Origin of the sequence: Massilia sp. Mn16-1_5, assembly GCF_004798585.1 — a bacterium.
In the GTDB taxonomy this organism is placed as follows: domain Bacteria; phylum Pseudomonadota; class Gammaproteobacteria; order Burkholderiales; family Burkholderiaceae_D; genus Telluria.
On sequence record NZ_PPXQ01000013.1, the window covers coordinates 1 to 15,405 of the forward strand.

Annotated in this window: 16 protein-coding genes; 7 read left to right on the forward strand and 9 right to left on the reverse strand. The window is 64.7% G+C overall.

Annotated elements, in window-relative coordinates; genetic code table 11:
• Positions 1 to 123: 123 nt before the first annotated feature.
• Together C2862_RS16280 and C2862_RS16285 are read right to left on the reverse strand one after the other, a co-directional pair.
• Positions 124 to 1,260: a YbdK family carboxylate-amine ligase gene (locus C2862_RS16280; protein ID WP_136221190.1), complete on the reverse strand. Its 1,137-nt coding sequence runs from the start codon at positions 1,258 to 1,260 to the stop codon at positions 124 to 126.
• Positions 1,250 to 2,440, reverse strand: a complete 1,191-nt coding sequence (locus C2862_RS16285; protein ID WP_136221191.1) for a cation:proton antiporter — start codon at positions 2,438 to 2,440, stop codon at positions 1,250 to 1,252. The genes C2862_RS16280 and C2862_RS16285 overlap by 11 nt, the downstream gene beginning before the upstream one ends.
• Before the next feature lie 146 nt (positions 2,441 to 2,586).
• Here C2862_RS16285 and C2862_RS16290 point away from each other — a divergent pair, with 146 nt between their 5' ends.
• A complete protein-coding gene (locus C2862_RS16290; RefSeq protein WP_136221192.1) occupies positions 2,587 to 3,192 on the forward strand; it encodes a CPBP family intramembrane glutamic endopeptidase in 606 nt (201 codons plus the stop codon).
• Here C2862_RS16290 and C2862_RS16295 read toward each other — a convergent pair.
• From C2862_RS16295 to C2862_RS16315, 5 genes are all read right to left on the reverse strand, one after another.
• The gene (locus C2862_RS16295) at positions 3,189 to 3,731 is read right to left on the reverse strand and encodes a DUF4166 domain-containing protein (RefSeq protein ID WP_136221193.1); all 543 of its coding nucleotides are present in this window, start codon (positions 3,729 to 3,731) and stop codon (positions 3,189 to 3,191) included. The genes C2862_RS16290 and C2862_RS16295 overlap by 4 nt on opposite strands.
• Positions 3,728 to 4,828 carry a saccharopine dehydrogenase NADP-binding domain-containing protein gene (locus C2862_RS16300; RefSeq protein ID WP_136221194.1) on the reverse strand — a complete coding sequence of 367 codons (1,101 nt, stop codon included), beginning with the start codon at positions 4,826 to 4,828 and terminating at the stop codon, positions 3,728 to 3,730. Before C2862_RS16300 ends, C2862_RS16295 begins: the two co-directional genes overlap by 4 nt.
• A 167-nt stretch (positions 4,829 to 4,995) precedes the next feature.
• Positions 4,996 to 6,168, reverse strand: a complete 1,173-nt coding sequence (locus C2862_RS16305; protein ID WP_136221195.1) for a VWA domain-containing protein — start codon at positions 6,166 to 6,168, stop codon at positions 4,996 to 4,998.
• 2 nt (positions 6,169 to 6,170) lie between these two features.
• Positions 6,171 to 6,761: a GNAT family N-acetyltransferase gene (locus C2862_RS16310; protein WP_136221196.1), complete on the reverse strand. Its 591-nt coding sequence runs from the start codon at positions 6,759 to 6,761 to the stop codon at positions 6,171 to 6,173.
• The gene (locus tag C2862_RS16315) at positions 6,758 to 7,612 is read right to left on the reverse strand and encodes a MoxR family ATPase (protein WP_136221197.1); all 855 of its coding nucleotides are present in this window, start codon (positions 7,610 to 7,612) and stop codon (positions 6,758 to 6,760) included. The genes C2862_RS16310 and C2862_RS16315 overlap by 4 nt, the downstream gene beginning before the upstream one ends.
• A 179-nt stretch (positions 7,613 to 7,791) precedes the next feature.
• On the opposite strand from C2862_RS16315, the gene C2862_RS16320 reads away from it, so the two are divergent.
• The 3 genes from C2862_RS16320 (at position 7,792) to C2862_RS16330 (ending at position 10,077) form a co-directional block, all read left to right on the forward strand.
• Positions 7,792 to 8,127 (forward strand): cytochrome c, encoded by a 336-nt coding sequence (locus tag C2862_RS16320; RefSeq protein ID WP_136221198.1) that lies wholly within the window; start codon positions 7,792 to 7,794, stop codon positions 8,125 to 8,127.
• Between the two features lie 10 nt (positions 8,128 to 8,137).
• Complete coding sequence (locus C2862_RS16325) at positions 8,138 to 8,479, forward strand: cytochrome c (RefSeq protein WP_136221199.1); 342 nt, start codon at positions 8,138 to 8,140, stop codon at positions 8,477 to 8,479.
• A 92-nt stretch (positions 8,480 to 8,571) separates the two neighbouring features.
• On the forward strand, positions 8,572 to 10,077 hold the full coding sequence (locus C2862_RS16330) for a SulP family inorganic anion transporter (RefSeq protein WP_136221200.1): 1,506 nt from the start codon (positions 8,572 to 8,574) through the stop codon (positions 10,075 to 10,077).
• A 56-nt stretch (positions 10,078 to 10,133) separates the two neighbouring features.
• On the opposite strand, the gene C2862_RS16335 is transcribed toward C2862_RS16330, so the two are convergent.
• Together C2862_RS16335 and C2862_RS16340 are read right to left on the reverse strand one after the other, a co-directional pair.
• On the reverse strand, positions 10,134 to 10,562 hold the full coding sequence (locus C2862_RS16335; protein WP_136221201.1) for a DUF1841 family protein: 429 nt from the start codon (positions 10,560 to 10,562) through the stop codon (positions 10,134 to 10,136).
• Between the two features lie 127 nt (positions 10,563 to 10,689).
• Positions 10,690 to 11,316, reverse strand: coding sequence for an RNA pyrophosphohydrolase (locus C2862_RS16340; RefSeq protein ID WP_136221202.1), 627 nt, complete (start codon positions 11,314 to 11,316; stop codon positions 10,690 to 10,692).
• A 204-nt stretch (positions 11,317 to 11,520) separates the two neighbouring features.
• Here C2862_RS16340 and C2862_RS16345 point away from each other — a divergent pair, with 204 nt between their 5' ends.
• From C2862_RS16345 to C2862_RS16355, 3 genes are all read left to right on the forward strand, one after another.
• Complete coding sequence (locus tag C2862_RS16345) at positions 11,521 to 13,251, forward strand: proline--tRNA ligase (RefSeq protein ID WP_136221203.1); 1,731 nt, start codon at positions 11,521 to 11,523, stop codon at positions 13,249 to 13,251.
• Positions 13,251 to 13,895, forward strand: coding sequence for a lytic transglycosylase domain-containing protein (locus C2862_RS16350; protein WP_136221204.1), 645 nt, complete (start codon positions 13,251 to 13,253; stop codon positions 13,893 to 13,895). Before C2862_RS16345 ends, C2862_RS16350 begins: the two co-directional genes overlap by 1 nt.
• 64 nt (positions 13,896 to 13,959) lie before the next feature.
• Entirely contained in the window at positions 13,960 to 15,390 is a 1,431-nt protein-coding gene (locus tag C2862_RS16355; protein WP_136221205.1) for an alkaline phosphatase, read from the forward strand.
• Positions 15,391 to 15,405: the final 15 nt, after the last annotated feature.

The following is a 15,405-nucleotide window of genomic DNA, read 5'->3' on the forward strand; positions in this document are numbered from 1 at the left end:
CCAAGATGGCCGCTATCGGCGCTGCAATGCGTAAGCTGGCGCATCTGTGCTTTGGTGTCGTCCAGACCGGCAAGCCCTACGATCCAACATTTGCGATGTAAGGCTTGACGAGCAAGACGGTATCTACCTACGCCGAAAGCGTCGCTCGCCCCGGAACCAGTTAATGGCCGCATGCACCATCCCCTCCACGCTTCCCTGCTGCTCGTACTGCTGCCGCAGCAGCGCCGCATCGCTCCCGTTCGCCGCCGCGGCCGCCAGGTGCTTTAAGCCATCCTGGCTCCCCAGCGCCGCCGCGTACGGTTCCATCTTCGCCAGCGTCGCCAGGATATCCTCCCGCAGCGACACCGTCTCATAGGTCTTCGGATGCGTGATCGCGCCTTCCAGCCCGAAGCGGCAGGCCTGGAAGCGGTTGTAGTTATAGACGAGATAGTCGTCCTCGACCGGCGGTTCGTCGAAGCGTTCAAGCAGGTAGCTGCACAGCGCCTGCAAATACGCCGCCAGCGCCGCCGCCCGTTCCACCGTCAGGGGCGTGTCGCACACGCGCAGCTCGATCGTGCCGTACTCGGGTTTCGGCCGCAGGTCCCAATAAAAATCCTTCATGCTCTTGACGATGCCGGTGCGTTCCATCTTCGCGTAGTAGTGTGCCTCGAACTCGGACCAGGTCAGCATGAAGGGCGCGCGGCCGCTCATCGGGAAGGCGAACACGGAATTCAGGCGCGCCGAATCGAAAAAGCTGTCGTGGCCCTGCACGAAGGGAGAGGAGGCGGACAGGGCGATGAAATGCGGGATGTAGCGGCTCAGGGAATGCAGCAAATACATCGCGTTGTCGCCGTCGCCGCAGCCGATGTGCACGTGCTGGCCGAACACGGTGAACTGCTTGGCGAGGTAGCCGTACAGCGTGGACAGGTGCTCGAAGCGCGGCTTCGGGAAGATCTTCTGTTCCGACCAGTGCTGGAAAGGGTGGGTGCCGCCGCCGGCGATGCCGATGTTGAGCACGTCGCCGGCCGCCACCAGGGTGTCGCGGATCTCCTGCAATTCGGCCAGCAGCGCCGGATAGTGCGAATGCACGCTCGAATTAATCTCGATCATGCTCTCGGTGATCTCCGGCGTCACGTTGCCGGGGAAGGGCTTACGCGACAGCAGGTGCAGCAAATCCGGACTTGCCGCGGTCAGGTCGAAGTCCGACAGGCTGACCAGCTGCAGTTCGAGTTCGACCCCGAAGGTCAATGGCGTCGACTGGCTGAAGGGCTCAAGCGGCATGGCGCAGCTCCGGAGCTTCGCGGGCCCAGACCAGGGCGCGCTGGATGATGATCGGGCCGAAGACTTCGAGCAGCATCGTCACCGCCGCCACCGAGCGCAGCTCTTCCACCACGTGCACGCCGCGCAGGCGCGCGTGTTCCAGCAGGAGGATCACGAACACGGATAAAGGCGCCAGCGCCACCCCGGCCAGCGCGCCCTTGCGCCACGAAATGCCCGACAGGTGCGCAAACGCCATCACCCCAAAGGTCTTGGTGAGCAGGCGCGCCAGCACGATCACGACGGCGAGCAGGCTGCCGGCCGCGACCTTCTCCCAGTCGAGCGTGGAAGCGGCGAACACGAACAGCAAGACCGTCAGCAGTTCGCCCAGCGCCCCGAAACCGCGTTGCGCCTGGCTGTAGGCGACGCGCCGGTGACGCGCCACCAGCCCGAAGGCGAGTGTCGCCACCACCGGCGACAGGCCGCCCGCATACGACAGGGCCACCAGCAGGATCACCGCCAGTGCGAAGGCGACGGTCGCATCCTGGCGCGGATTCTTGAGACCGCGCAGCAGCGCCGGCACGGCCAGGCCGAACACGGCGCCGGTGAGGATCGACACCGCCAGCAGCACCAGGCTGTTCCAGATGGCGTCGCCCAGGTCTTCGAAGGTGCGGAAGATCCAGAAACCGACGACGACGTTAAAGGCGAAGACGGCCAGCACGCAATTCTGCGCGGTCAGGTGCAGCACCCGTTCCGTCACCTGGCCCGAGCTGCGCTGCTCGTTGATCACGCGCACCACGGTCGCGGGCGAGGTCGCCATCGCCAGCGCGGCCAGCATCAGGGCGGTCAGCTGGGGCGTGCCGAAGGCGGCGGCGATGAAATAGACGGCAACGAAGGTGGACAAGGATTCGACCAGGCCGCTGATGCCGATCCAGGGATTGTTGCGCAGCCAGCGCAGGTTGATGCGGTAGCCGAGTTCGAACAGGATCAGGCCGAAGGCGACGTCGGCCAGCATCGAGGCGGCGCCGGCGTCGGGAGCCGGCAGCACGCCGAGCTGCGGACTGCCCAGTGCGAAGCCGGCCAGCCCATAAAAGCTGATGCGCGGCAGCCCGGTCCAGCGCTGCCCGAATTCGCCGGCGATCCAGGCGATGGCGATCGCGAGCGGCCACGCGAGGCTGGTCAGGATCGGCAACAGGTCGGGCATGCGTACTCCTCGAAAATACGTCGGCGGGTCCGGCCTAGGGCGGGCTGGTCTTTTGTCGATTTTACAAGACCGATGGGCCGCGACCCGCGCACGATTGGGCGGCGGCCGCTGCTAGAATGACGCACCGCCATTCTTGATGCGTTTTCATGTCCCAACCGATTCCACCGCAACCGCAAACCCAGGCACGTCCCCCCATCCGCCTCACCGCCCAGGTGCTGACCTGCGTCGGCTTTACCCTGATCGCCTGCCTGATCATTTTCGTGGCCCAGGACGAGTTCCTGTCCGTCATCCGCGGGCCGATGGGCATCGCGACCCAGCTGCTGTGCGGCCTGGTGCTGTCGGCGCTGGCGGCGGTGGCCTCGTATGTGAGCTTTCGCCTGACGGCCAAGTCGGAAGCGACGGCCAACACGATCACCGCTTACGGCCGGCTCGACCTGTCGGGCCTGAACCCGGTCTGGATCAGCCTCGCGGCCGCGATCGGCGAGGAACTACTGTTTCGCGCGGCGCTGCAGCCGCTGCTGGGGGTGTGGATTACGTCCGTCATCTTCCTGCTGACGCATACGCCGGTGTACCAGTTCCGCCGTGTGAACCGCGCGACGCTGGTGCAGGCGGCAGGGGTGTTCGGCGCCAGCGTGGTGCTGGGCTTTATTTACCAGAACGTGGGCTTGCTGGCGGCGATGATGGTGCACACGGCGCTCGACGTGGTCGGGCTGTATGTGGTGCGCAATGCGCTGCGCGGAGCGCGCGCTTAGGCCTTCGCCGTTTCTTGTACGACCAGGTGACCGGTGTAGCCGGCCACCTGGCCCACCAGCGGCAGCGACGCGCGCACCGTGAAGTAGAGGCAGCCGTCACGCCCTTCCTCTTCGGCCACGATGCGCGGCAAGGCCCAGCGCGGGCAGGGGATGCCGAGGAATTTCAAGTCTTGCAGATGCATCACCAGCCGGCCCTCCCGCGCGCCGAGCCGGAAGTGCAGCAGCGTCAGTCCCAGGCGCTCGGTCAGCTCGCCCTCGCGCAGGCGCATGCGCGACTGCATGGTATTCGTCGGGAAGTGCCGCACCCACAGTTCGCAGTCAGGCTCGGCCTCGAGTTCGAAGCGGATGGCGCCGGACGAAGGTTTCAGGGGCGTACCCAGGCACAGGGCCAGCAGCCGCGCCGGCAACGAGGCCGGCGCCTCGGTCTCGACCCAGCCGTGCAATTCGCGCCGGCCGCGGGTGCGGTGGAAGGCCTGCACGGGTTCGGCCAGTTCCGCGAACGCCGGTCCCATGACGGTTTCGTACATCGATGTGCTCACGGTTCAGCTTTCATGGTGATGGCTAGGCCAGCCGCTTCGCGTTCGAAGTCTTGCAGCGACAGCAGTCCGAGGCAGGGCCGGGCGCCGGATGGAAACATCTCGCCGGCCGCGAGCCGTCGCACCAGCGCCGCTGCGGCGAGCGTCGGAACGAAGGGGCCATCGTCGTCGACCGCAACGAGCGACCACCTGCGCGTCAGCGTGACGCCAGCCGGACTAGCGCCCCTCACGTGCACATGCATGGCACCGGTATCGGAACCGAAGCGGCGGATCCGGTCGGCCACCCGTTTAAGCCACACGGCGTGATCCGCCCAGTTACCCACCAGTCCACGCTGGGATAGCAGCGCCATCAGGTTCATGCCGCGGTGCAGGAGTGTCAGTTCGAGCCCCGCGTTGAAGTCGACCTGCGGCCGGCCGGGAAACCGCGGGCCCAGCACGACGAGGTCGGGGACGTCGCAGGGAGACAACAGGCGGCGGCCGACCGGCGCCGGATAGGTATGGGTGCGTGTTCCGCGCCACCCGGTTGCGCCGCCGGGCAGGGGCTTGCCGCAATAGCCAAGGATGGCGCGCACAGTGGAAAGCCCGGGGTCGGTGCGGTTGCCGGGGCTGATGCCGATGTCGATGTTCGTCACCCGCGCCATGCCTGCTGCCAGTGCATCCGCCGCGGCGCACGACAAGGCAGGGACCGAGCTGGCGCCGCTGGTGACCAGCACACCGGCACGCGTGGCGGCCTGGTCCAGTGCAGCGATGCCGGCCACGAAGTCGCGGCCGTCGGCCAGGTCGATATAGTGGGTTCCTGCTTCAATGCAGGCTGCGGCTACCCGGTAGTCCTGGCCCTGGAAGGGGCCGGCGGTGTGGATGACGACACCCGGGTGCAACGCCGACAAGGTCTGCGCAAGCGCGGGCGACGCGATATCGATTGCCTGGGCTTCGAGCTGCGAGCTGGCGCCCGGTGACAGCTTGTCCACCAGCGCCCGTGCCGCAGTAAGGGAACGGCCGGCGACGAGGATATGCAAGCCACGCTGGCGGGAGAGGAGAGTGGCGAGGCGGGTGCCGAAGAAGCCGTAGCCGCCGATGATCAGGACGCGATAGGTGCTCATGCGTAGGTGTATAGCACGGGCGGTGTGATGGAGGGAAGAGGGGCGTCTGATCGGATGGTGTTACCGCGTGGGCACGGAGTGCCCACCCTACAAACCCGGCAGCTGATGCGTAACGTAGGGTGGGCACTCCGTGCCCACGCGTGACGTTTGAATGGCCCGCGGCCCGGTTATTTGCTCAACAAACGCATCGCCCGCTCCAGCCCTTCGAGCGTCACCGGGAACATCCGGTTATTCATGATCTGCCGGATCACCGCGATCGATTGCCGGTACTGCCACAGGTGTTCCGGCTCCGGATTGAGCCAGGCGAATTTCGGGAAGGCGCGGCAGAAGCGCGCGAGCCATTCGGCGCCGGCTTCCTCGTTGTTGTATTCGACCGAGCCGCCCGGGGCCAGCACCTCGTAGGGGCTCATGGTGGCGTCGCCGACGAAAATCAGGCGCGTGTCGGGCGGGTACTTGCGCAGCACGTCCCAGGTGTCGAAGCGCTCGGCATGGCGGCGGCGGTTGTTCTTCCACAGGTAGTCGTAGACGCAGTTGTGGAAGTAGTAGAACTCCATGTTCTTGAATTCGCTCTTTGCCGCCGAGAACAGCTCTTGGGTACGCTCGATGTGGTCGTCCATGGTGCCGCCCACGTCCAGCAGCATCACCACCTTGATCCGGTTCTTGCGCTCGGGCTGCATCTTGATGTCGAGGTAGCCGGCGTTGCTGGCCGTGGCACGTACCGTTTCGTCGAGCGCGAATTCATCGAGGGCGCCGGTACGGGCGAAGCGGCGCAGGCGGCGCAGGGCCACCTTGATGTTGCGCGTGCCCAGTTCGCGCTCGTCGTCGTAGTCCTTGTACGAGCGCTGCTCCCACACTTTTACCGCCGTGCGATTCCGGCCGGCGCCGCCGATGCGGATGCCTTCCGGGTTGGTGCCGCCGTGGCCGAAGGGGGAGGTGCCGCCGGTGCCGATCCACTTGCTGCCGCCTTCGTGGCGTTCCTTCTGTTCCTTCAGCAGCTCGTTGAGGCGGTCCATCAGCTTGTCGTAGCCGAATTTTTCCAGCGCCGCCTTCTGCCCGGGCGTCAGCTCGCGCTCCATCCGCTTGATCAGCCAGTCGAGCGGGATCTCGCCCTTGGCTGTATCGAACACGGCCTCGATGCCCTTGAAGTAGGAGCCGAAGGCGCGGTCGAACTTGTCGAAGTGGGCTTCGTCCTTCACCAGGGTCAGGCGCGCGAGATAGTAAAACTCGTCGAGCGAGGGGGCGATGACGGCCTTTTCCAGGGCTTCGAGCAGGGTCAGGAATTCCTTGATCGAGACCGGGACCTTGGCATTGCGCAGCGCGAAGAAGAAGTCGATCAGCATGGTCAGCTCGCCGCGTGCCGGCTCAGTTGGTAATGCAGGTGCGATTTGATTTCGGGCCACTCGCCGCGCACGATGCTGTACATGACCGTATCGCGCACGGTGCCGTCGCGGCGCAGGCCGTGGTGGCGGATCACGCCATCCTTCTTCGCGCCCAGGCGTTCGATCGCTTTCTGCGAGGCGTAATTGAAATTATCGGTGCGGAAGCCGACCACGGCGCAGCCGAGCGTATCGAAGGCGTGCGACAGCAGGAGCAGCTTGCAGCTGGTGTTGACGTGGCTGCGCTGCGCGGCTTTCGCGTACCAGGTGTAGCCGATCTCGACGCGGTCGATGGCGGGGACGATGTCGTGGTAGCTGGTGGTGCCGATCACATTCCCGCTGGACGAATCGACCACGGCGAAGGCGACGCGGTCCTTCATCTCGAGCGCGGCATGCACGTAGGCCTGGGTGCGGTGCGGCTCCGGCACCGAGGTCACGCGCAGGTTCCACAGTTCGCCATCGAGGGCGGCCAGGCGCAGGCCGTCGACGTGCTCCAGGCTCAGGGGCTCGAGGTGCACGCCGTTGAATTCGAGCGCGACCGGCTCGACGTGGATCATCGGTTCATCCTCGACATGTTCAGCAGGCGCTCGAACAGGTGCACGTCCTGCTCGTTCTTCAGCAGGGCGCCGTGCAGCGGCGGGACGACCGTCTTGTTGTCCTTGCTGTGCAGGGCTTCGGCCGGGATGTCCTCGGCCATCAGGAGTTTCAGCCAGTCGAGGAATTCCGAGGTCGAGGGCTTCTTCTTGATGCCGGGGATGTCGCGCACGTCATAAAAGCTTTGCAGGGCGGCGCTCAGCAGTTCCTGTTTCAGGCGCGGGTAGTGCACCTTGACGATGTCGGCCATCGTCTCGCGGTCCGGGAATTTGATGTAGTGGAAGAAGCAGCGGCGCAGGAAAGCGTCCGGCAGTTCCTTCTCGTTGTTCGAGGTGATGATCACCAGCGGACGGTGCTTGGCCACGACCATTTCGCGCGTCTCGTAGACGTAGAACTCCATGCGGTCGAGTTCGCGCAGCAGGTCGTTCGGGAATTCGATGTCGGCCTTGTCGATCTCGTCGATCAGCAGGACCACCGGCTCCGGCGCCGTAAACGCCTGCCACAGCACGCCCTTGACGATGTAGTTGTGGATGTCGCGCACGCGCTCGTCGCCCAGCTGGGAATCGCGCAGGCGCGAGACGGCATCATATTCGTACAGGCCCTGCTGGGCCTTGGTGGTCGACTTCACGTGCCACTGCAGGAGCGGCATGTTCAGCGCGTCGGCCACTTCCTCGGCCAGCATGGTCTTGCCCGTGCCGGGCTCGCCCTTGATCAGGAGCGGGCGCTGCAAGGTCAGGGCAGCATTCACGGCCAGCTTCAGGTCGCTTGTCGCGACATAGCTTTCGGTGCCTTCGAAACGGGGTTGGGCTTGCATACGTGGCGATCGTAATAAGGGAAATCCTGAGTATATGACAGAACTTCCAGGCTGGCTGAAGGGCCGCACGAGGTTGGTAGACTGCAACCTTTTGTTGGGCTAGAATCCCTGAGTTGGTAGTAGATAGCTAATGTTTTGTGCGGTAGCGGTTTTCGATTAAAAATTTTGCGATTCCCACCATGAAAAAACTTTTGGCAGTACTCGTGCTGGCCGCCTGCGGCAGCGCCGCGATGGCCGCGGACGTCGTCGGCAACCCGAAGGCAGCCCCGAACAAGATCGAAATGTGTATCGGTTGCCACGGCATCCCCGGCTACAAGGCCAGCTTCCCCGAGGTCTACCAGGTGCCGATGATCGGCGGCCAGTCGGCCAAGTACATCGAATCCGCGCTGCACGCCTACAAGAAGGGCGACCGCAAGCATCCTTCGATGCGCGGCATCGCCGCCAGCCTGTCCGACCAGGACATCGCCGACGTCGCCGCCTACTATTCGCAGCAGAACGCCCAGAGCCGTAAATAAGGACCACGCCATGAAAAAACTGATCATTGCGCTGGCCCTCGGCGCCGTTTCCTTTTCCGCCAGCGCCGCCGACGTCAAGCGCGGCGAAGAGTTGACCAAGAAGTATAATTGCGCCTCCTGCCACGGCGCCGACTTCAACAAGCCGATCGACCCGAGCTATCCGAAGCTGGCCGGCCAGCACGCCGACTACATCGCCCACGCCCTGAACGCCTACAAGCGCGGCGGCGACCAGGCCAACGGCCGCAGCAACCCGATCATGGCCGGTTTTGCGAAACCGCTGTCGAACCAGGACATGATCGACATCGGTGCGTATCTGCATAGCCTGCCGTCGCAGCTGGTGGTCAGCAAGTAAGCCAGGCGCACCGGTAGCACCGTATTCGATCCCCCGGATCTGGCCTTTCAAGGGCTGGATCCGGGGGATTTTATTTTTAATGGAGTTGTATTTTGCAGTCCGTCTCGCCCAGCTATTTAAAGACCAACCTGCTCAGCGGCTTGACCGTCGCGCTGGCCCTGGTGCCCGAAGCGATCGCCTTTGCGCTGGTCGCCCACGTTTCGCCGCTCACCGGCCTGTACGCCGCCGTGCTGGTTTCCTTCATCACCTCGGCCTTCGGCGGCCGGCCCGGCATGATCTCCGGCGCGGCCGGGGCGCTGGCCGTGGTCATGGTGGCGCTGGTGGTCGAACACGGCGTACAGTACCTGTTTGCCGCGATCGTGCTGATGGGCCTGTGGCAGATGCTGTTCGCGGCCGCGCGGCTGGGTAAATTCATCCGCATGGTGCCGTATCCGGTGATGCTCGGTTTCGTCAACGGCCTTGCATTGGTGATCTTCATCGCCCAGTTCGGGCACTTCAAGGTCGGCGGAGAATGGATGCAGGGCGCGCAGCTGGCCACGATGCTGGGACTGGTGGCCGCGACCATGGCCGTCATCTACATCACGCCGCGCATCACCAAGGCCGTGCCGGCGACCCTGGTCGGCATCCTGGTCGTGACGGCGGGTGCGGCGCTGCTCGGCATCGAGTCGAAAACGGTGGGCGACCTGGGTTCGATCGGCGGCGGCCTGCCGCAGTTTGCTCTGCCGAGCGTACCGTTCAACCTGGAGACGCTGCGCATCGTGCTGCCTTACTCCCTGGTGCTGGCGGGCGTGGGCCTGATCGAATCGCTGCTGACGCTGACCCTGGTCGACGAGATCACGGAAACCCGCGGCCAGCCGAACCGCGAATGCATGGCGCAAGGAGCGGCCAACGTCGTCACGGCCTGCTTTGGCGGCATGGGCGGCTGCGCCATGATCGGCCAGTCGATGATCAACGTGAACAACGGCGCCTACGGCCGCCTGTCGGGCATCGCGGCATCAACGTTCCTGCTGTCGTTCATCCTGTTCGGCTCGCAGTGGATCGAGCAGATCCCGCTGGCGGCGCTGATCGGGGTGATGTTCGTGGTCTGCGAAAAGACCTTCGAGTGGGGCACCTTCCGCACCATCGGCAAGGTACCGCGCGCCGATACCCTGGTCGTGGTGCTGGTGGCGGCGATCACCCTGATCTTCGACCTGGCGATCGCGGTGCTGGCGGGCGTGATCGTCTCGGCCCTGGTCTTCGCCTGGCAGCACGCCAAGCAGATTGGCGTGAAAACCAGTGTCGACGCCCAGGGCTGGAAGGTCTATGAACTGGAAGGCACGCTGTTTTTCGCCTCGATCGCGCATTTCAATACGTTGTTCGCGCCGAAGGACGATCCGCAGGCTGTCGTGGTCGAGTTCCGCCGTGCGCGCGTGGCCGATCACTCGGCGATCCAGGCGATCGACGCGCTGGCCGAACGCTACCGGGCGCTGGGCAAGCGCCTGCACCTGCGCCACCTGAGCCCGGACTGCCGCGAGCTGCTGGAGAAGGCGCGCGACATGATCGAGGTGAACGTGCTGGAAGATCCGCGTTACCGGGTGGCGGACGACAAGCTGGGTTGATCTGTACGATCTGATACAAAAAAAGCGGCCTGGGCCGCTTTTTTTGTATCGTTTTATTAACGCGTCGCACGCCGCCTGACGCACTCGATATACGCGTCGGTATCCGGCGGCACGCCATTTCGCTGGGATGTCCAGATCATCTCGCCCAGGCATTCCATGATTTCATGATGCGCGTCGTGCTCGCCGATGCGGGACACCAGCAGGTCGTGCGCGGCCTTGATGCCGCGCGGCTGGTCGATCGAGACCTGCTCGGCGATCGACAGGTGCATCGACAGGTGCAGGAACGGGTTCGGCTGGCCGCCTTCGACGGAATAGTCGCGCGCGACGGCTGCGTCGGCGTCCATCAGGGCGTCGTGGTATTCGGGGTGCTGGACGATCCAGTCGGCGGCGATGGCGTCCATCGGCGTCAGGATCTCTCCGGCGCGCTGCTTGCGGAAGGCGTCGCAGAAGAAGCGGCGCACGTCGTGCGAGGAGGGTGTGAACATTGGGAAATGCTGGGAAACGTTGGCGTAGGCCGCCATTGTAGCGCGCGCCGTACTGGCGCGCAGGCGCGAAAAAAAAGCAGGCCCGGCTACTCGCGTAGCCTGCCTGCTTCTGTCGGCTGAGCCGGTATTACTTTTCCGGCGCCAATATCAACTGCGCCAACTGCGGCTCGCTCCCCGCCAGCGGCGCCTTGGGCGCCGGCTTGGCCGAACCGGCACTGCTGGTGCGCGGCTGGCGCAGGTAGCGCGCGCTGTGGCGCCGCTCGCCATGTCCGCCGTTGGCCGGATTGGTGAGGAAACGCGACAATTCCTGCAATGCGCGCTGGTAGACATCGCGCTTGAACTCGATGACCACGTCCAGCGGCACCCAGTAATCGTGCCAGCGCCAAGCGTCGAACTCCGGATGGTCGGTCAGGCGCAGATTGACGTCGTTGTCGCGCGCGATCATGCGCAACAGGAACCAGATCTGCTTCTGGCCGCGGTAGTGGCCGCGGATCTCGCGCTTGATGAAATGGTCGGGCACCTCGTAGCGCAGCCAGTCGCGGGTGCGGCCCACGATCTTGACGTGCTCCTGGCGCAAACCGATTTCCTCCTCGAGTTCGCGGTACATCGCCTGTTCCGGCGTCTCGCCGTATTTGATACCCCCTTGCGGAAACTGCCACGAGTGCTCGCGCACCCGCTTGCCCCACCACACCTCGTTATTGGCGTTAAGCAGGATGATGCCGACGTTGGGGCGGAACCCTTCCCGATCGAGCATAAAGCACCTCGAAACTTTCTGCCGGCTTTTGTGTCCCTTACATTTTTACCTACAAATCCACACGTCAGCTTCCCTCGTGCACGACGAAAACGGCGGACGCTGCGTGTTCAAGACCCATTTGTATAAAGATTGGACGCATCAGCCAGCTAATCCTTTAAAATTAGGTCGATTATAACTCTCTCTTTTTAAAAAGAATTCATCGATATGCGCGCCTCACGATTTTTTATTTCAACTCTTAAAGAAGCGCCTTCCGACGCCGAGATCGTCAGCCACAAGCTCATGATGCGCGCCGGTATGATCAAGCGCCTGGGCTCCGGCATCTATACGTACATGCCGACCGGTTTGCGCGTGATCCGCAAGGTCGAAGCCATCATCCGCGAAGAAATGAACAAGTCGGGCGCGCTCGAACTCCTGATGCCGGTCGTGCAGCCGGCCGAACTGTGGCAGGAAACCGGCCGCTGGGACAAGATGGGGGCCGAACTGATGCGCGTCAAGGACCGTCATGGCCGCGACTACGCAATTCAACCGACCTCGGAAGAAGTGGTCACCGACGTCGTGCGCACGGAAGTGAAATCCTACCGCCAGCTGCCGCTGAACTTCTATCACATCCAGACCAAGTTCCGCGACGAGCGCCGTCCGCGCTTCGGCCTGATGCGTGGCCGCGAATTCACGATGAAGGATGCGTACTCCTTCGACCGCGACCTGGAAGGCATGCAGAAGTCCTACCAGATCATGTTCGACGCCTACGTGCGCATCTTCAACCGCTTCGGTTTGAAATTCCGCGCGGTGGCGGCCGACAACGGCGCCATCGGCGGTACCGGCTCGCACGAATTCCACGTGATCGCCTCGACCGGCGAAGACGCGCTGGTCTACTGCCCGGATTCGGACTTCGCTGCCAACATGGAAGCGGCCGAGGCGCTGGCGATCGGCGAGCGCACCGCACCAGCCGAGGACATGAAGAAGGTGCCGACGCCTGGCAAGACCAAGTGCGAAAGCGTCGCCGAACTCTTGAGCCTGCCGCTGGCGCGCACCGTCAAGACCATCGCGCTGACCGTCGAGAACGACAACGAAGGCAAGGTCAGCAAGCAGTACTTCATGCTGTTGCTGCGCGGCGACCATGAGCTGAACGAAGTCAAGGTCGGCAAGGTCGCGGGCCTGGCGAATCACCGCTTCTCGACCGAAGCGGAAATCCAGGAAGTCTACGGCACCGTGCCGGGCTACCTCGGCCCGGTCTCGCCGAAACAGGCGGTGACCGTCGTTGCCGACCGCACTGTCGCCAACATGAGCGATTTCGTCTGCGGCGCGAACGAAGTCGACGCCCACCTGACGGGCGTGAACTGGGGCCGCGACCTGCCGGAACCGATTGTCGCCGACCTGCGCAACGTGGTCGAAGGCGACGCGTCGCCGGACGGCAAGGGCGTGCTCGCCATCGAGCGCGGCATCGAAGTGGGCCACGTGTTCCAGCTCGGTACCGCCTACTCGGAAAAGATGGGCGCGACCTACCTCGACGAAAACGGCAAGCCGGCCGTGCTGCAGATGGGCTGCTACGGCATCGGCGTGACCCGCATCCTGGGCGCGGCGATCGAGCAGAATTTTGATGACAAGGGCATCGTCTGGCCCGACGCGCTGGCGCCGTTCCAGCTCGTCTTGTGCCCGATGGGTCTGGACCGCAGCGAACTGGTCAAGGAGCAAACCGAGAAGCTGTACGCCGAGCTGGAAGCCGCCGGCGTCGACGTCATCCTTGACGACCGCGGCCTGCGTCCGGGCGCGATGTTTGCCGACTGGGAACTGATCGGCGTGCCGCACCGCGTCGTCATCGGCGAGCGCGGCCTCAAGGAAGGCAACCTGGAATACCAGGGCCGCCGCGAGAGCGAGGCGACCGCGGTTCCGGTAGCGGACATCGTCGGCTTCATCAAGGGCAAGCTGGGCCAGTGATGCGCCCGGGTTTCCACAGCCGGGCTGCGGCCTGGCTGGGCAGCCTCTGTCTCGCGGCTTCGCTCGCGGGCGGGAGCGCGCACGCCGGCAACCAGAAGGAAGAGGAGATGGCCGATTCGGTGCGCCTGGCGCTGTCGAACGCCATCGCCGACACGCGTCCGCCGAAGCCCACTTTCCGCGACGAGGCGGCGCGCGTGCGCTACCAGATGTGGTTTACCGAGATGTCGGCGCGTCTGAAAAAACGCCTGCCGGACGAGCTCTCGCGCACCGAGTTCCTCGAGTCGGTCTGGTACGAAGCGACGCGGGCCGGGCTCGATCCGGGCCTGGTGCTGGGCCTGATCCAGGTCGAATCGGCCTACCGCAAGTACGCGGTCTCGATCGTCGGCGCGCGCGGCTACATGCAGGTGATGCCTTTCTGGACCAAGGTCATCGGCGACAACGACCGCCGCAAACTCTTCCACATGCAGACGAACCTGCGCTACGGCTGCTCGATCCTGCGCATGTACATCGACATGGAACGCGGCAACCTCTATCTCGCGCTCGGCCGCTACAACGGCAGCCGCGGCAAGCCCCAGTATCCGAACGCGGTGCTGGCGGCGTGGAAGAAGTGGGAATTCAATCCGGTGGTGGTGGCGACGCGCTGAACCGATTCGCCGCACCGGCTCCGTTGCGGGGTACACTCATCGTTTTCCCGCTACGACACTCATCATGCGAATCAAACCTCTTGCCGCCGCCGGCCTGCTGGCGGCGCTTGCCGGCTGCGCCGCGACCGGCCCGGCCGCCGTCAAGCCGCGCACCGCCCTCGACGGACAGGCGAAAAACATCATCTTCTTCCTCGGCGACGGCATGGGCATCAACACGCTCACCGCCGCCCGCATCTACGCCGTCGGCGAAGACGGTCAACTCACCATCGACACGCTGCCCGAATCGGCCTTCGTGAAAACCTTCTCGAACGACGCGCAGGTGACCGACAGCGCGGCCTCGATGTCGGCCTACATGACCGGCGTGAAGCAGAACAACGGCGTGATCTCGATGTCGACCGAGACGCGTTCGCTCGCGCCGACGAGCGAGGGCGGACGCACCGTCAGCCGCTGCAACAATGGCAGCGCGGTGCCGACCCTCGCCGAACTGGCCAAGGCGCGCGGCATGGCGGCCGGCGTCGTCACCACCACCAGCGTCACCGACGCCACGCCCGCCGCCACCTATGCCCACGCCTGCCACCGCAAGCTGGAACAGGACATCGCGGCCGCGCTGGTGCCGGGCGGCGCCGGCTACAACAAGGCGCTGGGCGCAAGCGGCCTCGATCTGGTCTTCGGCGGCGGCCTGCAGCAATTCACGCCTGTCGATGCGGGCGGCAAGCGCGCCGACGGGCGCAACTTATTAGCCGAATTGCAAACCAAAGGCTGGCGCGTCGCAGCGAACACCGCGCAGCTGCAGGCGCTGGCTGCCAACAGCCAGCCGGCCATCGGCCTGTTCGCGCAAAACCACTTTGCGTATGAGGCGGCGCGCGACCCGGCCAAACAGCCGGCCCTGTCGGAGATGACGGCCAAGGCGATCGACATCCTGTCGCTTAACCCGAACGGCTTCTTCCTGATGGTGGAGGGCGGCCTGATCGACCATGCGCTGCACGCCACGCTGGCCAAGCGCGCGCTGCAGGAGACGGTCTCGTACAACGCGGCGATCAAGACCGCGCTGGATAAAATGAACCGGATCGATCCGGGCCTGAAGAACACCCTGATCGTCGCCACGGCCGACCACGACCATACTTTGCTGATCAACGGCTACTCGCCGCGCACCGGCAGGACGACGCCGACCAATCCGGGCGTGCTGGGCCTGGTGCGCAGCCTCCCGGACGGGAAGGTTCGCCTCGACAAGGATGGCGCGCCGTTTACCATCCTCGGCTTCGGCACCGGCGAACACCGCATCCAGGGCAGCCGCAAGGACGTCAAACTCACCGACGAGATCGCGGCCGGCGACGACTACCACCAGGAAGCCGTGGTGCGCACCCGTACCGGAGCCGAGACCCACGGCGGCGCCGACGTCTATCTCGGCGCGGCCGGCGCCAACGCCGAACTGTTCCGCGGGACCATCGACAATACCCGCGTCTTCGACCTGATCAAGAACGCGGCGGGATTATGAGCGCCGCCAGAAAGC